This is a genomic window from Streptomyces sp. NPDC031426 (assembly GCF_055581585.1).
In genome coordinates, this window is sequence record NZ_JBVIJE010000024.1 from 1 (window position 1) to 20,854 (window position 20,854).

Annotated in this window: 15 protein-coding genes and 1 pseudogene; 11 read left to right on the top strand and 5 right to left on the bottom strand. The window is 69.4% G+C overall.

The genetic code is table 11. The annotated features are described in order from the left end of the window. The coding region (locus ACZ5NH_RS34360; RefSeq protein WP_468780900.1) for a KUP/HAK/KT family potassium transporter at positions 1–210 on the top strand (210 nt) is incomplete at its 5' end. Between the two features lie 293 nt (positions 211–503). Next, on the top strand, positions 504–1,724 hold the full coding sequence (locus ACZ5NH_RS34365; RefSeq protein ID WP_468780901.1) for a metallophosphoesterase: 1,221 nt from the start codon (positions 504–506) through the stop codon (positions 1,722–1,724). A gap of 184 nt (positions 1,725–1,908) precedes the next feature. Here the strand turns inward: ACZ5NH_RS34365 and ACZ5NH_RS34370 are convergent. Beyond that, positions 1,909–2,109 (bottom strand): annotated as a pseudogene (locus ACZ5NH_RS34370) (tyrosine-type recombinase/integrase); the annotation flags it as partial. 445 nt (positions 2,110–2,554) lie between these two features. Here ACZ5NH_RS34370 and katG point away from each other — a divergent pair. The 7 genes from katG to ACZ5NH_RS34405 all read left to right on the top strand — a co-directional run bounded on the left by katG (position 2,555) and on the right by ACZ5NH_RS34405 (position 11,398). After that, positions 2,555–4,747 (top strand): catalase/peroxidase HPI, encoded by a 2,193-nt coding sequence (gene katG, locus ACZ5NH_RS34375; RefSeq protein WP_468780902.1) that lies wholly within the window; start codon positions 2,555–2,557, stop codon positions 4,745–4,747. A 283-nt stretch (positions 4,748–5,030) separates the two neighbouring features. Continuing rightward, positions 5,031–5,600 (top strand): pyridoxamine 5'-phosphate oxidase family protein, encoded by a 570-nt coding sequence (locus ACZ5NH_RS34380; RefSeq protein ID WP_468780904.1) that lies wholly within the window; start codon positions 5,031–5,033, stop codon positions 5,598–5,600. 607 nt (positions 5,601–6,207) lie between these two features. Then, positions 6,208–6,969 carry a DeoR/GlpR family DNA-binding transcription regulator gene (locus tag ACZ5NH_RS34385; RefSeq protein WP_450981848.1) on the top strand — a complete coding sequence of 254 codons (762 nt, stop codon included), beginning with the start codon at positions 6,208–6,210 and terminating at the stop codon, positions 6,967–6,969. Between the two features lie 155 nt (positions 6,970–7,124). Then, a complete protein-coding gene (locus tag ACZ5NH_RS34390; RefSeq protein ID WP_468780906.1) occupies positions 7,125–8,489 on the top strand; it encodes an ABC transporter substrate-binding protein in 1,365 nt (454 codons plus the stop codon). Between the two features lie 85 nt (positions 8,490–8,574). Beyond that, positions 8,575–9,537 carry a carbohydrate ABC transporter permease gene (locus ACZ5NH_RS34395; RefSeq protein ID WP_468780907.1) on the top strand — a complete coding sequence of 321 codons (963 nt, stop codon included), beginning with the start codon at positions 8,575–8,577 and terminating at the stop codon, positions 9,535–9,537. Continuing rightward, the gene (locus ACZ5NH_RS34400) at positions 9,537–10,412 is read left to right on the top strand and encodes a carbohydrate ABC transporter permease (protein WP_468780909.1); all 876 of its coding nucleotides are present in this window, start codon (positions 9,537–9,539) and stop codon (positions 10,410–10,412) included. Before ACZ5NH_RS34395 ends, ACZ5NH_RS34400 begins: the two co-directional genes overlap by 1 nt. After that, positions 10,409–11,398, top strand: coding sequence for a zinc-dependent alcohol dehydrogenase family protein (locus ACZ5NH_RS34405; RefSeq protein WP_468780911.1), 990 nt, complete (start codon positions 10,409–10,411; stop codon positions 11,396–11,398). The genes ACZ5NH_RS34400 and ACZ5NH_RS34405 overlap by 4 nt, the downstream gene beginning before the upstream one ends. A gap of 201 nt (positions 11,399–11,599) precedes the next feature. Here the strand turns inward: ACZ5NH_RS34405 and ACZ5NH_RS34410 are convergent, their stop codons facing one another. Next, on the bottom strand, positions 11,600–14,425 hold the full coding sequence (locus ACZ5NH_RS34410; RefSeq protein ID WP_468781036.1) for a SpoIIE family protein phosphatase: 2,826 nt from the start codon (positions 14,423–14,425) through the stop codon (positions 11,600–11,602). 430 nt (positions 14,426–14,855) lie between these two features. Between ACZ5NH_RS34410 and ACZ5NH_RS34415 the strand changes: the two genes are divergently transcribed. Next, positions 14,856–15,779 carry an alpha/beta fold hydrolase gene (locus tag ACZ5NH_RS34415; RefSeq protein WP_468780913.1) on the top strand — a complete coding sequence of 308 codons (924 nt, stop codon included), beginning with the start codon at positions 14,856–14,858 and terminating at the stop codon, positions 15,777–15,779. 95 nt (positions 15,780–15,874) lie between these two features. On the opposite strand, the gene ACZ5NH_RS34420 is transcribed toward ACZ5NH_RS34415, so the two are convergent. Beyond that, positions 15,875–16,210 (bottom strand): hypothetical protein, encoded by a 336-nt coding sequence (locus ACZ5NH_RS34420; protein ID WP_468780915.1) that lies wholly within the window; start codon positions 16,208–16,210, stop codon positions 15,875–15,877. Between the two features lie 231 nt (positions 16,211–16,441). On the opposite strand from ACZ5NH_RS34420, the gene ACZ5NH_RS34425 reads away from it, so the two are divergent. Continuing rightward, complete coding sequence (locus tag ACZ5NH_RS34425; protein ID WP_468780916.1) at positions 16,442–18,280, top strand: glycoside hydrolase family 15 protein; 1,839 nt, start codon at positions 16,442–16,444, stop codon at positions 18,278–18,280. Positions 18,281–18,368: 88 nt separating this feature from the next. Here the strand turns inward: ACZ5NH_RS34425 and ACZ5NH_RS34430 are convergent, their stop codons facing one another. Both ACZ5NH_RS34430 and ACZ5NH_RS34435 read right to left on the bottom strand, forming a co-directional pair. After that, on the bottom strand, positions 18,369–19,409 hold the full coding sequence (locus ACZ5NH_RS34430; RefSeq protein WP_468780918.1) for a cytochrome d ubiquinol oxidase subunit II: 1,041 nt from the start codon (positions 19,407–19,409) through the stop codon (positions 18,369–18,371). Further along, a complete protein-coding gene (locus ACZ5NH_RS34435; protein WP_468780919.1) occupies positions 19,406–20,833 on the bottom strand; it encodes a cytochrome ubiquinol oxidase subunit I in 1,428 nt (475 codons plus the stop codon). Before ACZ5NH_RS34435 ends, ACZ5NH_RS34430 begins: the two co-directional genes overlap by 4 nt. Positions 20,834–20,854 lie beyond the last annotated feature (21 nt).

The window sequence follows — 20,854 nt, forward strand, 5'->3', positions numbered from 1 at the left end:
GCCCCGGCCCAGACCGAAGGACCGTTGAACCTCGACCAGGCGTCCTACTTCCTGTCGAAGATCGATCTCCGGCGCGGCAAGTCACCGACGATGGCCCCCTGGCGCAAGCGGCTGTTCATCGCCACCTCCTACATCACCGCCGACGCCGCCGAGTACTTCGGCCTGCCCCGCGACCGCACGGTCAGCATGGGCTCACACATCGAGGTGTAGACGCGCTCCAGCCGCTGATCGCCCGGCGATCGGGCGGAGACGGACAGGTGGCACCGCTCCACCCGGTACACGCGGTGAACTTCCGGCCAATCGGTGCCGGGGCCGGAGTGCGCCGCGAAGGTCGCCAGCGCCTGGTTTTCGAGCTCCGCCCGGTCGCCCCTCACCTGACGGGCACCCTTCGTCCCCACGCTCTGGAGAACCCTTCAGGGCCGCTCCCATGAACGCCGGTCCGGCCGGCCCGAGGGCGACCGGATACAGTGCGCGGAACGACAGCCTGGTCAGGGAGGGGAAGCGTGACCGCCACCAGCAACACCCGGCCCGCCGAGGGTGAGGCGCAAGCGCCGCGGCAGAGCCGGCTGCACCGCCTGATGCGCTACATCCCCCTGATCGCCCCCGTCCTGCTGTGGGCCGTGCCCTGCTGGGTGCTCCTGTACGGCGGCCAGCACTGGCCGCTGCCTGTCACGCTGGTCGGCACCGTGCTGTTCGCCCTCGGCCTCATATGTATGCCGCTCGCGATGGTGCGCGGCCACGGCCGGCGCCAGCAGGACCGGGCGGCGATCACCGGTGACACCCTGCTGGGTACCAGTTGGGTTCTGTTCACCTGGTCCGTTCTGCTCGGCGTCTTCTTGCGGCTCGCCCTGACCGTGGCCGGTGTCGGCGAGAGTCAGGAGCGGGCCCGAATCGTCACGTGGGCGGGCCTCGGCGTAACGGCCGTACTGCTCGCCTGGGGGTACGCCGAGGCCCGCCGCGTGCCACGCGTGCGCCGACTCGACGTGCAACTCCCTCGGCTGGGTGCCGGGTTGGACGGCATCCGCGTCGTCCTCATCACCGACACCCACTACGGCCCACTCGATCGCGCCCGCTGGTCGGCGCGGGTGTGCGAGACGGTGAACACCCTGGAAGCCGACCTGGTCTGCCACACCGGCGACATCGCGGACGGCACGGCCGAACGCCGCCGCGCCCAGGCCGCCCCACTCGGTACCGTGCGGGCCACCCGGGCCCGGGTATACGTCACCGGCAACCACGAGTACTACAGCGAGGCCCAGGGCTGGGTCGACCTGATGGACGAGCTGGGCTGGGAGCCGCTGCGCAACCGCCATCTGCTGCTCGAACGCGGAGGCGACACCCTCGTGGTCGCCGGCGTGGACGACGTCACCGCCGAGTCCTCCGGCCTGGCAGGCCACCGCGCCCACCTCGCCGGAGCCCTGGACGGCGCCGACCCCGACCTGCCCGTCCTGCTCCTGGCACACCAGCCCAAGTTCGTCGACCGGGCGGCAGCCGCCGGCATCGACCTCCAGCTCTCCGGCCACACCCACGGCGGCCAGATATGGCCCTTCCACCACCTGGTCCGCATCGACCAGCCCGCCCTCGCCGGCCTCAGCCACCACGGAACCCGCACCCTCCTCTACACCAGCCGCGGCACCGGCTTCTGGGGCCCGCCGTTCCGCGTCTTCGCCCCCAGCGAGATCACTCTGCTCGTACTCCGCTCCCCGCACCTGCCCACCTCGATGTAGCACTCGGCGGGCCGACACTTCCGCTTGGAGCTGTCCACGAGCCGAGGGGTGCGGCGTCGACAGATGACCAGGCCCGTCTCGCTGAGGACAAGATCCGGACCATTTCCGGGCCGACGGCTCCAACGGGGCCTACGCGGCGACGTTTACGCAGGTCAGCGACGCGTGACGCCTGTACCATGCAAAACCTCGATCCAAGAGGGGGGATCATGCGCACGTTGATGGAGCTGTCGACGTGCCAGCCCGTGGAGTACTCCGTCATCCTCCGCTGCCACGGCCGCCACTAGATCTGCGTAAGGCGCTCGATCGCGTGGTCCTGCGTGTCGTAGCCGGCCTCTTCACGCTGCTTGCCGAGAGCACAACCGCACTCCTTGAAGAACGACCCCATCCCACGAGCGAGCTGTCGAGCCACGTAGTCAGCCTTCCGAGCGGGACCGGGCGGGGCAGCAGGTCCACGCCGCAGGTGCAGGTCAGCAGGCCGGAAGCCGTCCGGGCTGATGCTGACCGTTTGTTGACCTGGAGGCCGCGAGTGGTATTGCGTGCCGCAGACGACGATCAAGGGCTGTCGTATTCGATTCGGCTTGCGTCGGATGTCGGCACGGGAGCGGAAAGGCCGCCCCTTCTCTCACGTCTGTCATGCGGGGTGTTCTGCGTGTTTCATGGAGGTGTGGTCTGTGATGCGCGACCATACGGACGCGGCACAGCACAATTTCCAGCCGGTGGGCGCCGTGGCGCGCTGACTGTGTGGGTCGACGTGCTCGACACCAGCAAAGCCGACGACGTCAAGAGCGGCAGCCGGCAGAAGGAACACCGAGACAGGAAGAAGGACGGGCATGTCCGGCAGTGAAAGCGAGAATCCGGCAATCCCCTCGCCGACGCCCACACCGACTCGGCGGCCCAGGACGAACCGGGACTGGTGGCCGAATCAGCTGGACCTTCAGGTTCTCCACCAGCACTCGCCCCGATCCAACCCGATGGACGAGGACTTCGACTACGCGAAGGAGTTCGCGACTCTCGACGTCGACGCCCTGAAGCGTGACGTCTTCGAGGTGATGACGACATCCCAGGACTGGTGGCCTGCCGACTACGGTCACTACGGGCCGCTCTTCATCCGGATGAGCTGGCATGCCGCGGGAACCTACCGCATCGAGGACGGCCGCGGCGGTGGCGGCAGCGGCGCACAGCGCTTCGCCCCCCTCAACAGCTGGCCCGACAACGCGAGCCTGGACAAGGCGCGCCGTCTGCTGTGGCCGGTCAAACAGAAGTACGGCCGGAAAATCTCCTGGGCCGATCTTCTGGTCTTCGCCGGTAACTGTGCCATGGAATCCATGGGATTCAAGACGTTCGGGTTCGGTTTCGGGCGAGAGGACATCTGGGAACCCGAGGAGATCTTCTGGGGGCCGGAGGACACATGGCTCGGAGATGAGCGCTACAGCGGCGACAGGGAACTCGCCGGTCCCTTCGCCGCCGTACAGATGGGACTGATCTACGTAAATCCGGAGGGGCCCAACGGAAACCCGGACCCGATGGCCGCCGCCCGGGACGTGCGGGAGACGTTCGGGCGCATGGCGATGAATGACGAGGAGACGGTCGCACTCATCGTCGGCGGCCACACCTTCGGCAAGTGTCATGGCGCGGTCGATGCCAGTTATGTCGGCCCGGAACCCGAGGCGGCCCCCATCGAGCAGCAGGGCCTCGGCTGGCGGAACACGTACAACAGCGGCACGGGCTCCCATACGATCACCAGTGGTCTGGAGGGCGCCTGGACCACCGAGCCGACCAAGTGGGACAACGGCTACCTGGACAATCTCTACGGGTACGAGTGGGAGCTGACGAGCAGCCCCGCCGGTGCTCACCAGTGGACTCCCTCGGACCCCTCGGCCAGGAACACCGTACGCGACGCCCACGATCCGTCGAAGCGGCACGCCCCCATGATGCTGACGACGGACCTCGCGCTGAAGGTGGACCCGGTCTACGGCCCGATCACGAAGAGGTTTCACGAGAACCCGGACGACCTCGCGGTGGCGTTCGCCAAGGCGTGGTACAAACTGCTGCACCGCGACATGGGACCCGTCTCGCGTTACCTCGGCCCGTGGATTCCCGAGCCGCAGCTGTGGCAGGACCCCGTTCCCGACGTCGATCACGAACTGGTCGGGGACGAGGACATCGCTGCCCTCAAGGGCAGGATCCTCGCCTCGGGCCTTTCCGTCTCCCAGCTGGTCACCACCGCCTGGGCGTCGGCGGCGAGCTTCCGCGGCACCGACAAGCGCGGCGGGGCGAACGGAGCGCGAATCCGGCTCGCGCCGCAGAAGGACTGGGAACTCAACAACCTCCCCGAGGTGACCGAGGTACTGCGCATGCTCGAGAGGATCCAGCAGGACTTCAACCTCTCGCAGACCGGCGGAACGCGGGTCTCCCTCGCCGACCTGATCGTCCTCGGCGGGTGCGCGGCCGTCGAGCAGGCCGCGAGGAACGCCGGGTACGACGTCACGGTTCCGTTCGCACCGGGGCGTACGGACGCCTCGCAGGAGCAGACCGATGCGGCGTCGTTCGCCGTGCTGGAACCCAAGGCGGACGCCTTCCGCAACTACCTTCCGGCAGGCGAGAAACTGTCGCCGGAGACCCTCATGCTGGACCGCGCCAACCTGCTGACGCTGACCACTCCCGAGATGACGGTGCTGATCGGCGGCATGCGGGCCCTGAACACCGGCTTCAAGGGGTCCCCCCACGGTGTCTTCACCCACCGGCCAGGAATGCTGACCAACGACTTCTTCGTCAACCTGCTCGACATGGGCACGGAGTGGAAGGCGTCGGCTACGGACGAGAACGTGTTCGAAGGCCGGGATCGCGCCACCGGCGAGGTCAAGTGGACCGCCACCGCCGTCGACCTGATCTTCGGTGCGCACTCCCAGCTCCGAGCCGTCTCGGAGGTCTACGCGTCCCAGGATGCGGGAGAGAAGTTCGTACGTGACTTCGTGGCAGCGTGGAACAAGGTGATGAATCTCGACCGGTTCGACCTCGCCTGAGCCCGACGTCCCGGTCGGCCCTCATCGGCCGACCGGGACGTGCGCGAAGCCGATGCCGACCTCCAGGCGACCGTCAGCGCCCGCTCGGAGAGCCGCCGTACCGACGCTAGGGCCGTTCGTGGTACCCACACCTCCGGACTGTCCCTGGTCTCGCCCCTGAGGAACCCCTGACCCGAGTTGGCGGCGTCCGCTCCGAGCCAAAGGCTGAGGGGTTCATCGGTCGCCGGGAGTAGGTCCTGCGCCTCAGGCGCGCTTCGCGCCTGCCTGGCTAGGGTCGGTCCCCATGGAGACCGGGGCCACGGGAATCGTTCGTCGCCAGACGGCGGAGCGTATGCGCGATGCTCTGGAACGGCTCGTCACCGAGCGGGATGTATGGGTGTCGACGGCTCACCCTGGTCACGGGCCGCACCAGGTGCCGCTGTGGTTCTTGCGGGATGGGCGAGCAGTGTGGATGTGCACCGGCGCCACTTCCGTGACTGCGCGGAACGTCCGCGAAGAGCCGCGCGTGCGACTGGCACTACCGGACACCTTCGACGTGGTGCTCCTCCAGGGTGAGGCGGAGTGCTTCCCGGACCAGGAGGTGCCCGGAGTCGCGGCGGAGGCGTTCGCCGACAAGTTCGGGTGGGATCCCCGCGTGGAAGAGGGTTCCTTTCTGTATGTACGCGTGGTCCCGAGGACTGTGCGCGCTTGGCGCGGCGAGCCGGAACTACGCGGGAGAGTCCTCATGCGCGACGGGATGTGGCTGGAACAACGGCCGCCCCTCGCCGACGCGCCTCTCTCGGATCACGATCCACAGCCGGAGCACTCGGCGCCTTCCGGCCCTGGATGTGGCTCAGCCCTGAACTGGCGGTAGGGGTCGAAAAGCTCGGTTACGGCGCCATATGGCTCGGCGGTGGCGCACCCGACGGCAACCTCGGTACTGAAGGGGACGCCCCCGGCCGGCTCGTGATCGGCATCCAGACCGACCACTGCGACGACGGCAGTTCGAGGCGCCGGCCTGGATGAGCGCCGTTCGCATGCGCTCGGCGCGAGGGCGGTCGCCCAGCTGACCGCCTGGCAGAAGGACAACGGGGCGCTCTACTCGCCGATCCCGTCCGTCATCCGGGCCAGCGAACTGTCCGTGCAGGTGGGGGGACTGGGGCTCCGGCATCGACGCCCGAGTCCTGGACAACTGCTGGTACTACCTGGCCCTGGACACCGCCTGCCGAGCATTGATGAGGTCGATTTCATTTCGCCGTCCGCCCGAACCGGGCACTGCAGGTGGCCCACACGGGCGCCAATAAATAGAAGAAAATGCACGACGGGGTCATGACCTGGGGATTCGCTCAATCACTTCAGGCATCATCGGGCGGTTTCAGGTCCATTGCGGGCCGGTTTGCTCGAAAAGCTGATTGGTATAAATGTGCGGCAAGACCGGGCACGCCGCGCCCGGACCGGGTACGGAAGGCGAGGTGAGTGCGATGAACGCCGAAGAGCGTCAGAGCCGGATTCTCGCGCTCGCTCGTCACCAGGGACGTGTCGAGGTCACCACCACGGCCGTCGACCTTGCTGTCGCGCCGGAGACCATCCGTCGCGACCTCAGCGTCCTGGAACGCAGGGGCCTGCTCCGCCGCACCTATGGCGGCGCCTATCCCGTTGAGGGCGCGGGCTTCGAGACGGGCCTCCCCGAACGAGAGACCCTGCACGTCAAGGACAAACGCCGGATCGCCGCGGAGGCGGTGAAGCTCCTAGGTGACGCGGAGACCGTGTTCGTGGACGAGGGCTACACCCCCCAGCTCCTCGCCGCGCTCCTGCCGGGCGACCGGCCCCTGACCGTCGTCACCGCTTCGCTGTCCACAGCAGCCGCGATCGTGGACTCCCCGCATGTCACCGTGTTGCTCCTCGGAGGCCGTGTCCGGGCGCGGACCCTGGCCACGGTGGGCTCATGGGCCTGCGCCATGCTCGAGCGATTCGTCATCGACCTGGCCTTCCTCGGGTCGAACGGGATCTCCCGGGAGCTCGGCCTGACCACCCCCGATCCGGTGGTGGCCGACGTCAAGGCCAAGGCGCTGGCCGTGTCGCGCCGACGCGTCTTCATCGGGCACCACAGCAAGTTCGGCGCGAGCAGCTTCTGCCGCTTCGCCGGCGTGGGCGACTTCGAGGCGATCGTCACCGATACCGCACTGTCCAGCGCCGAGGCGCACCGCTACTCACTGATGGGACCCCGCGTCCACCGGGTCTGACCAACTCAGCCCGCCCCCATACCGCCAGGGACGGCTCCGCCGGAGCCGCGCCGACGGCACCTCCCTGCCTGCACGGCCGAACACCACCGTCTGCCCGATCCCACCTTCCCTTCCTCTTCGCTGCCCACACCCGACATTTCATGAAAGGGACGATCATGATTTCGAGACCGACTGTTCTGCGGCGCGCTGTGCCGCTGGGCGCACTGGCCATGTGCGGCGCACTGCTCACGGCGTGCGCGGGCGCCGGCGGCGCGGGGGGTGGCTCCGGCTCGCACTCCATCAACGTGCTGATGGTGAACAACCCGCAGATGGCGGACCTGCAGAAGCTCACGGCGGCCAACTTCACCAAGCAGACCGGCATCAAGGTCAACTTCACGGTGCTGCCCGAGAACGACGTCCGCGACAAGATCACCCAGGACTTCTCCAGCCAGGCCGGCCAGTACGACGTGGCCACGATCAGCAACTACGAGACTCCGATCTACGCCAAGAACGGCTGGCTCGCCCCGCTGACCTCGTACGCGCAGAAGGACACCGCCTTCGACCAGAGCGACATCCTGCCCTCCATGCGGCAGTCCCTGACGGTGTCCGGCCAGATATACGCCGAGCCGTTCTACGGCGAGTCGTCCTTCCTGATGTACCGCAAGGACGTCTTCAAGGAGAAGGGGCTGACCATGCCGGCCAACCCCACCTGGCAGCAGGTGGCCGCCCTGGCCGCCAGGGCCGACGGCGCCAAGCCCGGGATGAAGGGCATCTGCCTGCGCGGCCTGCCCGGTTGGGGCGAGGTGATGGCTCCGCTGACCACGGTGGTCAACACCATGGGTGGCACCTGGTTCGACAAGGACTGGAAGGCCCAGGTCGACAGCGCCGCCTTCACGAAGGCGACCAGGTTCTACGTCGACCTGGTGCGCGCCCACGGTGAAGCGGGCGCCCCGCAGTCCGGGTTCGCCGAGTGCCTCAACGACATGGAACAGGGCAAGGTCGCCATGTGGTACGACGCGACCTCCGCGGCCGGGTCGCTCGAAGCCGGCGGGTCTCCGGTGGCCGGCAAGATGGCCTACGCGCCCGCACCGGTCGACCGGACCAAGAGCTCGGGCTGGCTCTACACCTGGGCCTGGGGCCTGCAGAAGGCGAGCAAGCACCAGGACGACGCCTGGAAGTTCATCTCCTGGGCGTCCAGCAAGCAGTACGAGGACCTGGTGGGCAAGAAGCTCGGCTGGTCCCGGGTCCCGGCGGGCAAGCGGAGCTCCACCTACACCAACCCGCAGTACGTCGCCGCGGCCTCGGCCTTCGCGGGCGCCACCGCGAGCGCGCTGAAGGCCGCCGACCCGCAGAACCCTGGTGTGCAGCCCCGGCCCGCGCCCGGTATCCAGTTCGTCGGCATCCCCGAGTTCACCGATCTGGGCACGCAGGTCTCCCAGCAGATCAGCTCCGCCATCGCCGGCAAGACCAGTGTCGATCAGGCGCTGAAGGCCGGCCAGGCGCTCGCCGAGAAGGTCGCCGCCAAGTACGCGGCCAAGTGATCCCTGCCCGACCCACCCGACGTTCCCGGCCTCCCGGTCCCGCCCACGCGGGACCGGGGGACGGGAGCACAGCGGAGACACACCGATGACCCTCACTGACTCGCTCACCAGGCGTACCCGGGCACCGCGGACCGCCGGGCAGGCGGCACCCCCACCGCGATCCCGGGGTGCATGGGCCCGGCGGGCCCCGCTGCTCCCGGCCCTGATCTTCATGATCGTGGTCACCCAACTGCCGTTCGTCGGCACTCTGGTGATCTCGTTCATGCGCTGGAACGCCCTCGACCCCGGCAACCGGGCCTTCGCGGGGCTGCAGAACTACAAGGACGCGGTGACCGACCCGCAGCTGCGTTCGTCCCTGCTGACGACCGTCATGCTGACGGTCACCGTGGTGCTGGTCAGTCTGGTCCTGGGCCTGGGCTTGGCTCTGCTGCTGGACCGTCAGTTCCGCGGCCGCGGCATCGTCCGGACCATGCTGATCACACCGTTCCTCGTGGTGCCCGTGGCCTCCGCGCTGCTGTGGAAGCACGCGCTGTACAACGCCACCTACGGGCTGATCAACGGATCGCTGACCTGGCTGTGGAGTCTGTTCGGCAGCGACAACGCGCCGCAGCCCGACTGGCTGTCCGCACTGCCGCTGATGTCCGTGGAGGCCTCGCTGATCTGGCAGTGGACGCCCTTCATGATGCTGATCCTGCTGGCCGGACTGCAGAGCCGCCCCATGGACGCCGTCGAGGCGGCCCGCGTGGACGGTGCGACCACCTGGCAGGTCTTCCGCTACCTCACCTTCCCTCATCTGCGCCGCTATCTGGAGCTGGCCGCACTGCTGGGCAGCATCTACGTGGTGCAGAACTTCGACGCCGTCTTCACTCTCACCGGCGGCGGACTGGGCACCGCCAACCTGCCCTACACCGTCTACGAGACCTTCTACCAGGCGCATGACTACGGGCAGGCCTCCGCGGAAGGCGTCATCGTCGTCGTCTGCTCCCTCCTCGTGGGCAGTTTCGCGCTCAGGACCGTCTCGTCCCTGCTCCGAGAGGAGACCCGCTGATGGCCGGGACCATCGCCACCCGCCGGCGCACCACGGGCAGCCCTGACTCCGCGGCCCGGCGCCGCCGCGGCGCACTCGGCCTGCTGGCCTGGCTCTGCGGAGTCGTGTTCTTCCTCCCGGTCGCCTGGATGGTGCTCACCTCGCTGCACAGCGAGTCCGACGCCGCCACCAACCCACCGAGCGTGGGAGCGCCGCTGACCCTCCAGGGCTACCGGGAGTTCTTCGGCGCGAGTACCGGCGTCTCCCCCTGGCCGCCGCTGATCAACTCCTTCTCCGCGAGCCTCATGTCGACGCTCCTGGTGCTGGTGCTGTCCATCCCGGCCGCCTACGCGCTGTCCATCAAGCCGGTGCGCAAGTGGACGGACGCGATGTTCTTCTTTCTGTCCACCAAGATGCTGCCCGCGGTGGCCGGACTGCTGCCGATCTACCTGATCGCCGAGAACAGCGGCCTGCTCGACAACGTCGCGCTGCTGATCATCCTCTACACCTCGATGAACCTGCCGATCGCGGTATGGATGATGCGCTCCTTCCTCGCCGAAGTCCCCGTCGAGATCCTGGAGGCGGCCTCCATCGACGGCGCCGGACTGCCCACCGTCCTCGCCCGGATCGTGGCACCCGTCGTCTCCCCCGGCATCGCCGCCACGTCGCTGATCTGCTTCATCTTCAGCTGGAACGAACTGCTTTTCGCACGTGTGCTCACCGGCGTCGTCGCCGGCACCGCACCCGTGTTCCTCACCGGCTTCGTCACCAGCCAGGGCCTCTTCCTGGCCAAGGTGTGCGCCGCCGCCGTCTGTATCTCCCTGCCGGTTCTCATCGCCGGATTCGCCGCCCAGGACAAGCTTGTCCAGGGCCTGTCCCTTGGAGCAGTCAAGTGAAAGCCGCCGTCATCAGCTCGCCCGGCCAGGTCGGCGTCGAGACCGTCGACGACCCCACACCCGGCCCCGGGCAGGTGGTGATCGAGGTCTCCGCCTGCGGCCTGTGCGGCACCGATCTCCACATCCTGCAGGGCGAGTTCGCTCCCACCCTGCCCATTGTTCCCGGTCACGAGTTCGCCGGCGAGGTCGTCGCCCTGGGCTCCGGGGTACGCGACCTGGCCGTCGGCGACCGGGTCGCCGTCGACCCCTCTCTGTACTGCCACGAGTGCCACTACTGCCGTATCGGGCGCGGCAACATGTGCGAGCGCTGGAACGCCATCGGTGTCACCGTCCCCGGCGGCGCGGCACAGTACACGGCCGCCCCCGCCGCCAACTGCGTCAAACTCCCCGAACACGTCCGCACCCAGGACGCCGCCCTCATCGAACCGCTGTCCTGCGCGGTACGCGGCTACGACATCCTGCGCAGCACGCTCGCCAGCAATGTACTGATCTACGGCTCGGGCACCATGGGCCTGATGATGCTCGAACTCGCCAAGCGCACCGGCGCGGCCACCGTCGACATGGTCGACGTCAACGAGGGCCGGCTCGCCACCGCCCGCACGCTCGGCTGCAGCAACGCCGTGACCACCGCCGACGCGCTCGAGCGCCCGCGCGGCTGGGATGTGGTCATCGACGCCACCGGCAACGCCCGTGCCATCCAGGACGCCCTGGGCCGGGTCGGCAAGGGCGGCACCTACCTCCAGTTCGGGGTCGCGGACTACGCGACCCGGGCCACCATCGACCCGTACCGGATCTACAACGAGGAGATCACCATCACCGGCTCGATGGCGGTCCTGCACAGCTACGAACGCGCCGCCGAACTGTTCGCCGGTGGAGTGCTCGACCCGGAGATCTTCATCAGCGACCGGTTGCCGCTGGCGGACTACGCCGATGGTCTGCGGCAGTTCCAGGCCGGGAAGGGCCGGAAGATCCAGGTACTGCCGTGAGCACGAGTACCGACCGCGGCGGAGGCCGGACCCGCACGGAGCCGGCGCCTGGGGTCCTGATCGGCAGGGGGGACACAGCGGCCCCGGCCTTGGCCCGCTACAACCGCGGTGTGCTAGGCCGTGCCCGGCTCCTCCGCCTCCGGACCCCAGAAGACCGCCTGGCCCTGCGCGTTCAGCACCACCCCACCGACGCTGAACAGATCAAGCAGGCCGCTGGGCGGTCGTCCACCCAGGCAGCACAGGCCTGGAACGCCTGCTGACACACCGGCAGGCGATGCCAGGGGTGGTACCCGCACCCGCGCGGGGGCTGTCGCAACAGTCGCCTTCCTGTGGTGCGGCGGTGTCCGCCACTGGTGCCGGGATCGCCTGCTCGGCCCAGATGATCTTGCCGGTGGACAGGTACCGGGTGCCCCACCGGGTCGCGAGCTGGGCGACGAGGAAGAGCCCTCGGCCGCCCTCGTCGGTAGTGGCCGCGTAGCGCAGGTGGGGCGAGGTGCTGCTGGTGTCCGAGACCTCACAGATCAGGCTGCGGTCGTACAGCAGGCGTACCCGGATCGGCCCGGTGGCGTGGCGGATGGCGTTGGTGACCAGTTCGCTGAGGATGAGTTCGGTGGTGAACGCCAGCTCGTCCAGCGCCCACTCCGACAGCTGGCGGTTGACCCTGGCCCGCACATCCGCCACCGCGGCGGCATCGGAGGGCACCTCCCAGGCGGCGATCCGGTCGTCCGCCAGGGCGCGGGTCCGGGCGACGAGCAGGGCGACGTCGTCGCTGGGGCGTGCGGGCAGCAGCGCGTCCAGCACCGCGGTGCAGGTCTGGTCCGGAGTGCGGCTCGCGTCGCCGAGGACGGCGCTCAGCCGGGCCAGGCTCTCGTCGACGTCGCGGTCGCGGGTCTTGATCAGCCCGTCGGTGTACAGCACGATCTGGCTGCCCTCGGGCAGCCGCAGCCGAGTGGTTTCGAACGGCAGCGCTGCCAGGCCCAGAGGCGGCCCGGCCGGCACGTCCGGGAACTCCACGGTGCCGTCGGGGATCACCACCGCGGGCGGCGGATGCGCGGCGCGTGCCATGGTGCAGGCCCGTGTGGTCGGGTCGTAGATCACGTACACGCAGGATGCGCCGGTGACCCCCGGCACGCCGTCGTCGGTCGCGTCCTCCTCGTCGATCCGTGCGACGAGCTCGTCCAGATGCCACAGCAGTTCATCAGGGGGGATGTCGAGTGCGGAGAAGTTGCGCACGGCCGTTCGCAGCCGGCCCATGGTGGCCGCCGCGTGCAGGCCGTGACCGACGACATCGCCCACCGCCAGTGCGACCCGCCCGCCGGGCAGCGGGATGACGTCGAACCAGTCGCCGCCCACGGACTGGGCCGGCAGATACCGGTGGGCGAGGTCGACGGCGTTCTGGTCGGGCATGCCGCGCGGCAGCAGGCTGCGCTGCAGAGCAACAGCCATCATGTGCTCGTGCGTGTACCGGCGGGCATTGTCGACGGACACCGCCGCGCGGGCCACCAGCTCCTCGGCCAGCGACAGATCGTCCTCGTCGAACGGCTCACGCTCCCGCATGCGCCAGAAGTACGCCACGCCGAGCAGCACACCACGGGCACACAGCGGGGCCATGATGCGCGAGCGGACGCCGGATTCGAGGATGGCCTCCGATCGCGCCGGGTCCTGGGCTCGCCACGACTGCGCGGCAGCGAGATCACGCTCCAGCACCGCCTGCCGGTGGCCGAACGCCCACGCCTGCGGTGTGGCGGGATCCAGCTCGAAGACCTCGTCGAGCTGGATGAAGGGATGCTCGTCGCGAATGCCGTGCACAGCCACCCGGCGCATCGGAACGCTACCGTCGGGCGGCGGCTCCTCGCCGTGCAGGACGCCCTCCACCAGATCGACCACGGCGAAGTCGGCGAAGTGCGGTATCCCGACTCTGGCAAGTGCTCCAGCGGTACGTCTCACGTCGAGTGAGGTCCCCATGGACCCGCTGGCGTCATACAGCAACTGCAGGCGTCTACGAGCCGCCTCGGCCTTCTGCGAGAGCAGCCGCAGTTCGGTGGAGTCCCGCAGCGTGGCCACGCTCCCCGGCGGGCCGCCGTCGCGCCCCGTGGGCCAGCAGTTGACCACCAGCAACCGCTCCCCGACGGTGAGCACCTCGTCGCTGACAACGCGTCCCGGAGCCAGCAGCTCGACCGCGGCTCGGTCCAGCCCGAGTTCGTCCAAGGGCCGTCCCTCGGCATCCCCCGTGAGACCGAGCAGCCGCCGCGCCTCGTCGTTGACCACCGTGATCCGGCCTCGCGGGTCGAGGCCGACCACGCCCTCCCGGATGCCGTGCAGCGTGGCCTCCCGGTCCTGGAGCAGGCCCGCGATCTCCTCCAGCTCCAGTCCGAACGTGCTCCGCTTGAGCCGGGCGGCCAGCAGGAAGGCGGCGCCTGCTCCGACCGCCAGGGCGATCCCGGCGTAGATGCCGAAGGCGGGCAGCTCACGCGCCAGCTCGCCGGAGGCCTGGGCCTCCGGAATGCCGGCCGAGACCTCTCCCACCAGACGGTGACCGTTACCCGGCGCATACAGCGGCACTATCCCGTTGGCCGAGCGGCCCGTCGCGCCCACGTTGATCCTCGTGTGCGACTTTCCGTCCCGGACCACGATCGGATCGGAGACCCGCTGGCCGATCAAGGCAGGAAGGGGATGCGAATGCCGGACACGGTGCAGGTCGATCACCACGACGTAGGGGGCACCGGAGTTAGCGGCAATGCGCTGGGCCACGTTCTGTACGACGCCATGACGCGTCGGCGGCGATCCGACGGCCATCGCGCTGCGAATCTGCGGATTGCCGGCGGCGATCCGCGCGATCGACACCGCCCGCTGCTCGTACAGGGCGTCCAGGCGAGCGCGCTGGGCGAATGCGAACAATGCGAATCCGACAGCGCTCATCACCGCGAGGATCAGCAGCAGGGCGAGAAGGATCCGCTGCGAGAGCTTGCGCCTGCGGCCGCCCGGCCGCAGTCCCCGCCCGGGCCACCAGACCACCAATGCCCACATCCCTCCGGCGACGGAGAAGATATATAGACAATTGTCGCGCTTTCCAGCGACAAGCGAAGACTCGACCAAGGAAAGGCTTGCCAGGCGGCGACGGCCTGGGGGGGGGTTGACCTCTGCACGCCGACAGGGCTCTGAGCTGTACAAAAATGCCTTCGTGGTGGGCCCTCCCGTACGCCCGGCACTGCCCTACACCCGGCGGAGTAGTCACGATGGCTCCCCCCGCGGGATGACCGCGGGTGTGCCATGGGCGATGCTGTGGGCTGTGACAGCTGATCTTCGCCTAGTCGGCGCCGAACCCGGGGATGGCGACGGAGACGGGGGCGCCCCTCCGGCATCCGCTCCGCCGTCGCTCCCTGCCGAGCGCGCGCATCGGCCACGCCGCTCCCGGCTGCGGCGGTGGCTTCGACGCGCCGCGCTGGGCTGTGCCGTCTTGCTGGCCGTCGTCACAGTGGCCTCGTTCGTCTACAACGGAGTGACGGCCGGGCGCGCCACGCCGCCGCGCGGGCTCAGGTACGTGCAGGCCGCCGACATCCGCACGCGCTACCAGACCTGGGGTACGGCGGGCCCACCGGTCGTCCTGGTGCACGGCGCCTTCGAAACCGTCGACACCTGGTCACGCCTTGCCCCGCTGCTGGCCCGCGACCACCGGGTGTACGCGCTCGACCTGACGGGCGACGGATACAGCGAGCGCCACGGCCCGTACACCGTCGACCATTTCACCCGGCAACTCCTGGGCTTCCTGGACGCCATGCACCTCGGCGGTCCGGGCGAGCGCCCACTGCTGGTGGGGCACTCCAGCGGAGCGGCCGTGGTCACCGAGGCGGCGCTCAGGGCCCCTGGCCGGCTGGGCGGTGTGATGCTCCTCGACGGCGACGCCCTCGACACGGGTGCCGGGCCGCCACCGGCCTTCAAGTACGTGCTGATCGACCCGTACCGCACCAGTCTGCTGCGGCTCGGGCTCGGCATCGACTCGCTGATCCGCAGCGTGTACGACGCACAGTGCGGACCTGCCTGTCCGCGCCTGGACGTCACCGGTCTGGATCAGTGGCGACGCCCGCTCCAGGTGCCGGGCGCGGAGAGCGCGCTCTGGAGCATGCTGGCCGCGGGCGTGCCGGGTCTGCCCGCGGACCAGGTGGCTCGGCTCGCCGCGGTCCGTCTGCCCAAGTCGGTGGTGTTCGGCGCCGAGGACGACGTGTTCACCCGGCAGACGCCGCAGGAGACCGCCCGGCGCATCGGCGCACCGCCCGCCACGCTCATCCCCGGCGCCCGGCACCTGACGATGATCTCCAGCCCCGAGGCGGTCGCGAAGGCCGTGGACAGACTCACCGCGGCGTCGGTCGCGGCATCACAGTGACCGCGCCTGAATTCATGTCAGGTCACGACCTGCCTCGCCGACTTGGTCGCCCTCGGAGTCGTAACGACGTCCCCGCCTGACATGGTGACAGGACGTCAGCCAGGGGCGAAGGAGAAGCTCTGCCACAGGCCGGTGCTCCTGACGAACCGGTCCGACGCCCCGATGTCCAGGTAGTCGCTCTGTCCACCCGTCGGCACGGTGCAGTCCGGTGTCGTGTACAGGAGCAGGCTGCTCTGTGTCTGATTGTTGACGTGGGTCACGCCTTCGGGGAATCGGTGACATCCGTGGATCGGCGGATTGGAGACGGTCTCCACGATCCTGATGCCGTTCCGCGCCACGATCTGACCGGACGCCTGGTCCTGGCAGGCGGTGAGCGCGACGCCGAGCAGCGTGATGCCGGTGAGCGCGGCCAACAACCGTGAAGGGGGCATCGAGCGCCTCCTGAGGTGCGGGGAGCTGCCGGGGATCTCGTCCCTTCTTCACTGTCCGCTCCTCACTATCCGCCAGATGCTACGGAGTCGCACGGTGAGGAGGACGACCGTCCGCAGCACCCGGGCCGTAGCCGGGACCCCGTACCGGCCCCGTGGCCGGAGCGGGACCCCCGGCTTACGCTGATCGAGTGGGCCCATCCGGGTGAGACGCACACCGAAAGGGGCGCCTCGATGGACGACTACCCGCTGATCGAGAACCACGGCCTGATCGGCGATCTGCAGACCGCGGCGCTGGTGACCACCGAGGGAGTGGTCGACTGGTTCTGCTCCCCGCGTTTCGACTCGCCGAGTGTGTTCGGGGCGCTCCTGGACAAGGAGAAGGGTGGGCACTGCACGGTACGGCCGGCGCATCTGACCCATGCGACCAGGCAGTTGTACCTCCCCGACACGGCGGTCCTGGTGACCCGGTTCATGACCGAGGCGGGCGCCGGTGAGGTGCTCGACTTCATGCCCGTGACCGGTACGACGGTCACCGCCCGGCACCGGCTGGTCCGCCTGGTCCGCTGTGTGCGCGGCAGCATGACGTTCGAGGTGGAGATCGCCCCGCGGTTCGACTACGGGCGCATGCCCCACGCGCTGCACCTCACCCCGCACGGAGCGGTCTTCGCCGCGGCGGACGGCACGGAACTCACTGTGCACCCGATCCGCGAACCGGACGACGAGCGGCTCGTGGACGTGCTCACGGACCGGGACGCCGACCTGCACCTCTCGCTGACACTGCAGGCCGGCGATCAGCGCGGGTTGATTCTGGAGATGGGCGCCGAGGGGCCGCCCGCGGAGGTACGCCGTGACGAACACCAGCGGCTCTTCGACGAGACAGTGGCGTTCTGGCGCTCCTGGCTGGCGCAGTCGCGGTACACCGGGCGCTGGCGGGAGGTGGTGGAGCGTTCCGCGATCACGCTGAAGCTCATGACGTTCGCCCCCAGTGGCGCCGTGGTGGCCGCCCCGACGGCGGCCCTGCCGGAGCAACTGGGCGGCGAGCGCAACTGGGACTACCGCTTCACCTGGATCCGTGACGCCGCCTTCTCCGTGTACGCCCTGCTGGGACTGGGTTTCACGGAGGAGGCCCGGGCGTTCATCATCTGGCTGAGCGACCGGGTCAAGGAGCGGGTCGGCAGCGAGGGGACCACGGGTCCGCTCAACATCATGTACAAGGTCGACGGCTCCTCCGACCTGAACGAGCAGATCCTCGACCACTGGGAGGGCTATGCGCGTTCCGCGCCGGTGCGGATCGGCAACGGCGCCGCGACGCAGCTCCAGTTGGACATCTACGGCGAGGCCCTGGACAGCATCTACTTCGCGCACCGGCACGGCTTCCAGGTCGGACACGGGGGGTGGACCTCGATGCGGGCGGACCTGGACTGGCTGGCCGACCACTGGGACCAGGCGGAGGAGGGCATCTGGGAGACCCGCGGCGGTCGCCAGGACTTCACCTACGGCCGCGTCATGTCGTGGGTGGCGTTCGACCGGGCCCTGCGACTGGCCGAGTCGAAGGGGTGGCCGTCGGCGTCCGGGCGCTGGCGCAGCGAGCGGGACGCCATCTACGAACAGGTCATGGCGAAGGGATGGAGCGAGGAACGGCAGGCCTTCGTCCAGCACTACGGCAGTGAGGTACTGGACTCCGCGCTGCTGCGCATGGCGACGGTCGGCTTCCTCACGCCGGAGGATCCGATGTGGGCGTCGACCCTGGACGCCATGGAACGGGAACTGGTCAGTGACAGCCTGGTCTACCGCTACAACCCCGACGCCTCGCCGGACGGCCTGCGCGGCTCCGAGGGCACCTTCTCGCTGTGCACGTTCATGTACGTCGACGCCCTGGCGCGCGCGGGGCGGACCGACCGGGCGAGGCTGGTGTTCGAGAAGATGATGGGGTACGCCAACCATCTGGGCCTGTACTCAGAGGAGATCGACCCGACGGGTCGTCAGCTGGGCAATTTCCCACAGGCGTTCACGCATCTGGCTCTCATCGACTCGGCCCTCACCCTGAACGAGGCGCTCGAACGGCGGTAGTGGCACACCCGGGTTCAGCCCTCCGATGTCGTCGGCTCACCGGGCTCTCACCGTGCGCGGCGGGCGTGCGGGCCGGCCCGGCAGGGGGTCAGACCTCGTCGATGGCGGCGTCGCCGCGCAGGTCGGCGTCGGTGAGGCCCTCCAGTTCGCCCTGGGTGTCCAGCCAGTACAGCAGGGCGACCGCGGGGATGACGAGCACGATGGCGACGAGGGTGACGACCGCGAGCCAGCGCAGTGTGGTGTGCGCGCCCGCGCCCTCGGCAACGGTCAGCGAGGTCGGGACGAGGTAGGGGCGCTGCGCCATGCCCCAGGCGATGACGGCCGACGCGACCACGCCGACCGCCGTGACCCGGGACCACGCCGCGGAGGGACGGCTCAGCGACCACACGGTGGCGAGCGTGGCCAGCACGGCCGCGGCGACGAAGAAGAGCCCCACGCCGTGGGTGAGCCCGTGCCACACGTGCGGCGCGTCGCCGTGGGTGACGAACAGGGTGATGACGGCGAGCACGGCGACGGCGCCGAGGGCGGCGAGGGCTCGCCGGCGGAAGTACCGGTCCAGGTCCTCCGCTGCGTAGCGGCGGGCGTCCGCGGCGAGGAAGACCGCGCCGAGCGTCGCCGTGGCCGCGATGGCGAGCAGACCGAACAGCAGGGACGTCGGATTGGCCCAGGCGTCGGTCGACGCCGTCGTCGTGGCGGTCACCCGGCCCGAGGCCACTCCCCCGGCCGCGGCGCCGAGGAAGAACGGCGTCAGCAGTGAGGCGACGGTGAAGACCGTGCCGTACAGGCGCCGGCCGGCCAGCCGCCGGACGGGCTTGCGCAGGGCGAAGCCTGCGCCGCGCAGCACGATGCCGACGGCGGCCAGCGCCAGGGGCAGCCACATCGTGGTGAACACCCGCTGGAAGAGGACGGGGAATCCCGTCCACATGATGACCAGTACGAAGATCAGCCAGACGTTGTTGACCTCCCAGACGGGCTCCATCGCGTGGTCGATCAGCCGGCGCGGGCGCTTGCCGCGCTCCGCTCCGCCCGCGGTCAGGTCCCAGAAGCCGGCTCCGTAGTCGGTTCCTCCGCCGCAGGCGTAGGCGGCGATGGCGAGCAGCAGGACGACGGCGACGGCTCCGGCGATCACAGTCGGCTCCCGGCGGGGCGCGGCCCGTACGGCGTGTCCGTCTCCGGTGTCTCCTCGGGCGGCCGCGGTCCGCCCGGCCGGTCGGCGAGCCGCCAGCGGGCGCGCATCTTCAGCAGCACCGCGAGGAACGACCCGAAGACGAAGACGTACACGAGCACGACCAGACCGAACATGATCCACAGACTGGTGGAGCGCGTGGCCGTCACCGCTTCGGCGACCCGCATGTTCTGGTACACGATCCACGGCTGGCGGCCCACCTCGGTGGTGATCCAGCCGCACTCGACGGCGACGACGGAGGCGAGGCCGGCCACGGCCGCGCCCCGGAAGAACCAGGGGCTCGCGGGCATCCGGCGGCGCAGCAGCCACACCGCCGCGTACCAGAGGGCGAGCAGCACCAGCAGGGAGCCGATCCCGGCCATGATGTCGAAGGCCCAGTGGGCGATGGTGGCCTGAGTGGCCGTCGGCCGGTCATGGGCGGACACCGAGGTCAGTCCGGTGACCTTGGTGTACGAGTGGAATCCGGCGAGGATGGAGTCGAGCTGCGGGATCCGGATGCCGCCGGAGATGCTGCCGTCCGGATGCAGCCGGCCGAAGAGGTACTCCGGCTGGTGTGTGTCGGTCTTCCAGACGATCTCCATGGCGGCGAACTTCACCGGCTGCTTGTGGAAGACCTGCCGGGCGATGGAGTCGCCGAGCACGAACTGCGCGGGTGTGCACACGGCGGCGAGCGTGAAGGGGATCGTGAAACCCAGCCGGTGGTAGCGGTCCCGGCGGCCGCGCAGCCATCCGACGGCGTAGACACCGGCCACGACATAGCCCGCCGTCATGAACATCGCCATGACGAAGTGCCAGTACTGCGGGCCGAGCATGGGGGTGAAGACCGCCTTCCAGATCCTCACGTCGACCGGGTCGCCGGCGGCGTCGAGGGTGAAGCCCCGCGGGGTGTTCATCCACGAGTTGGCGGCCAGGATGCCGAAGGCGCCGAGCAGGGCCACGAGGGGCAGGGGGAGTCCGAGCAGGAAGTGGGTCCGGGAGGGAAGCCTCCGCCAGCCGTAGAGGTAGATGGCGAGGAGCACGGCCTCCAGGAAGAACGCCCAGGCCTCGACGCCGAACCCGATGCCGAAGACATCGCCCCACCGGCCCATCATGCCCGGCCACAGCAGCCCGAACTCGAAGGACAGCACGGTGCCGGTGACGACACCGATCGCGAACTGGACCGCCATGACGGCCGACCACCGGCGTGCCAGCAGCAGGGCGGTGGCGTCGTCACGGCGCAGACCGTAGCCATGGGTGATGAGTGTGATCAGTGGCAGCGCCACGCCGAGGGGTACCAGGACGATGTGCGAGGCCAGGGTGAAGGCCATCATCGATCGGGCCGGCAGCGTTTGCGCCGGCGCGTCCGCCAGCAGCAGGACCGTGTGCATATGAGCTGTCTCCGGAGGCCG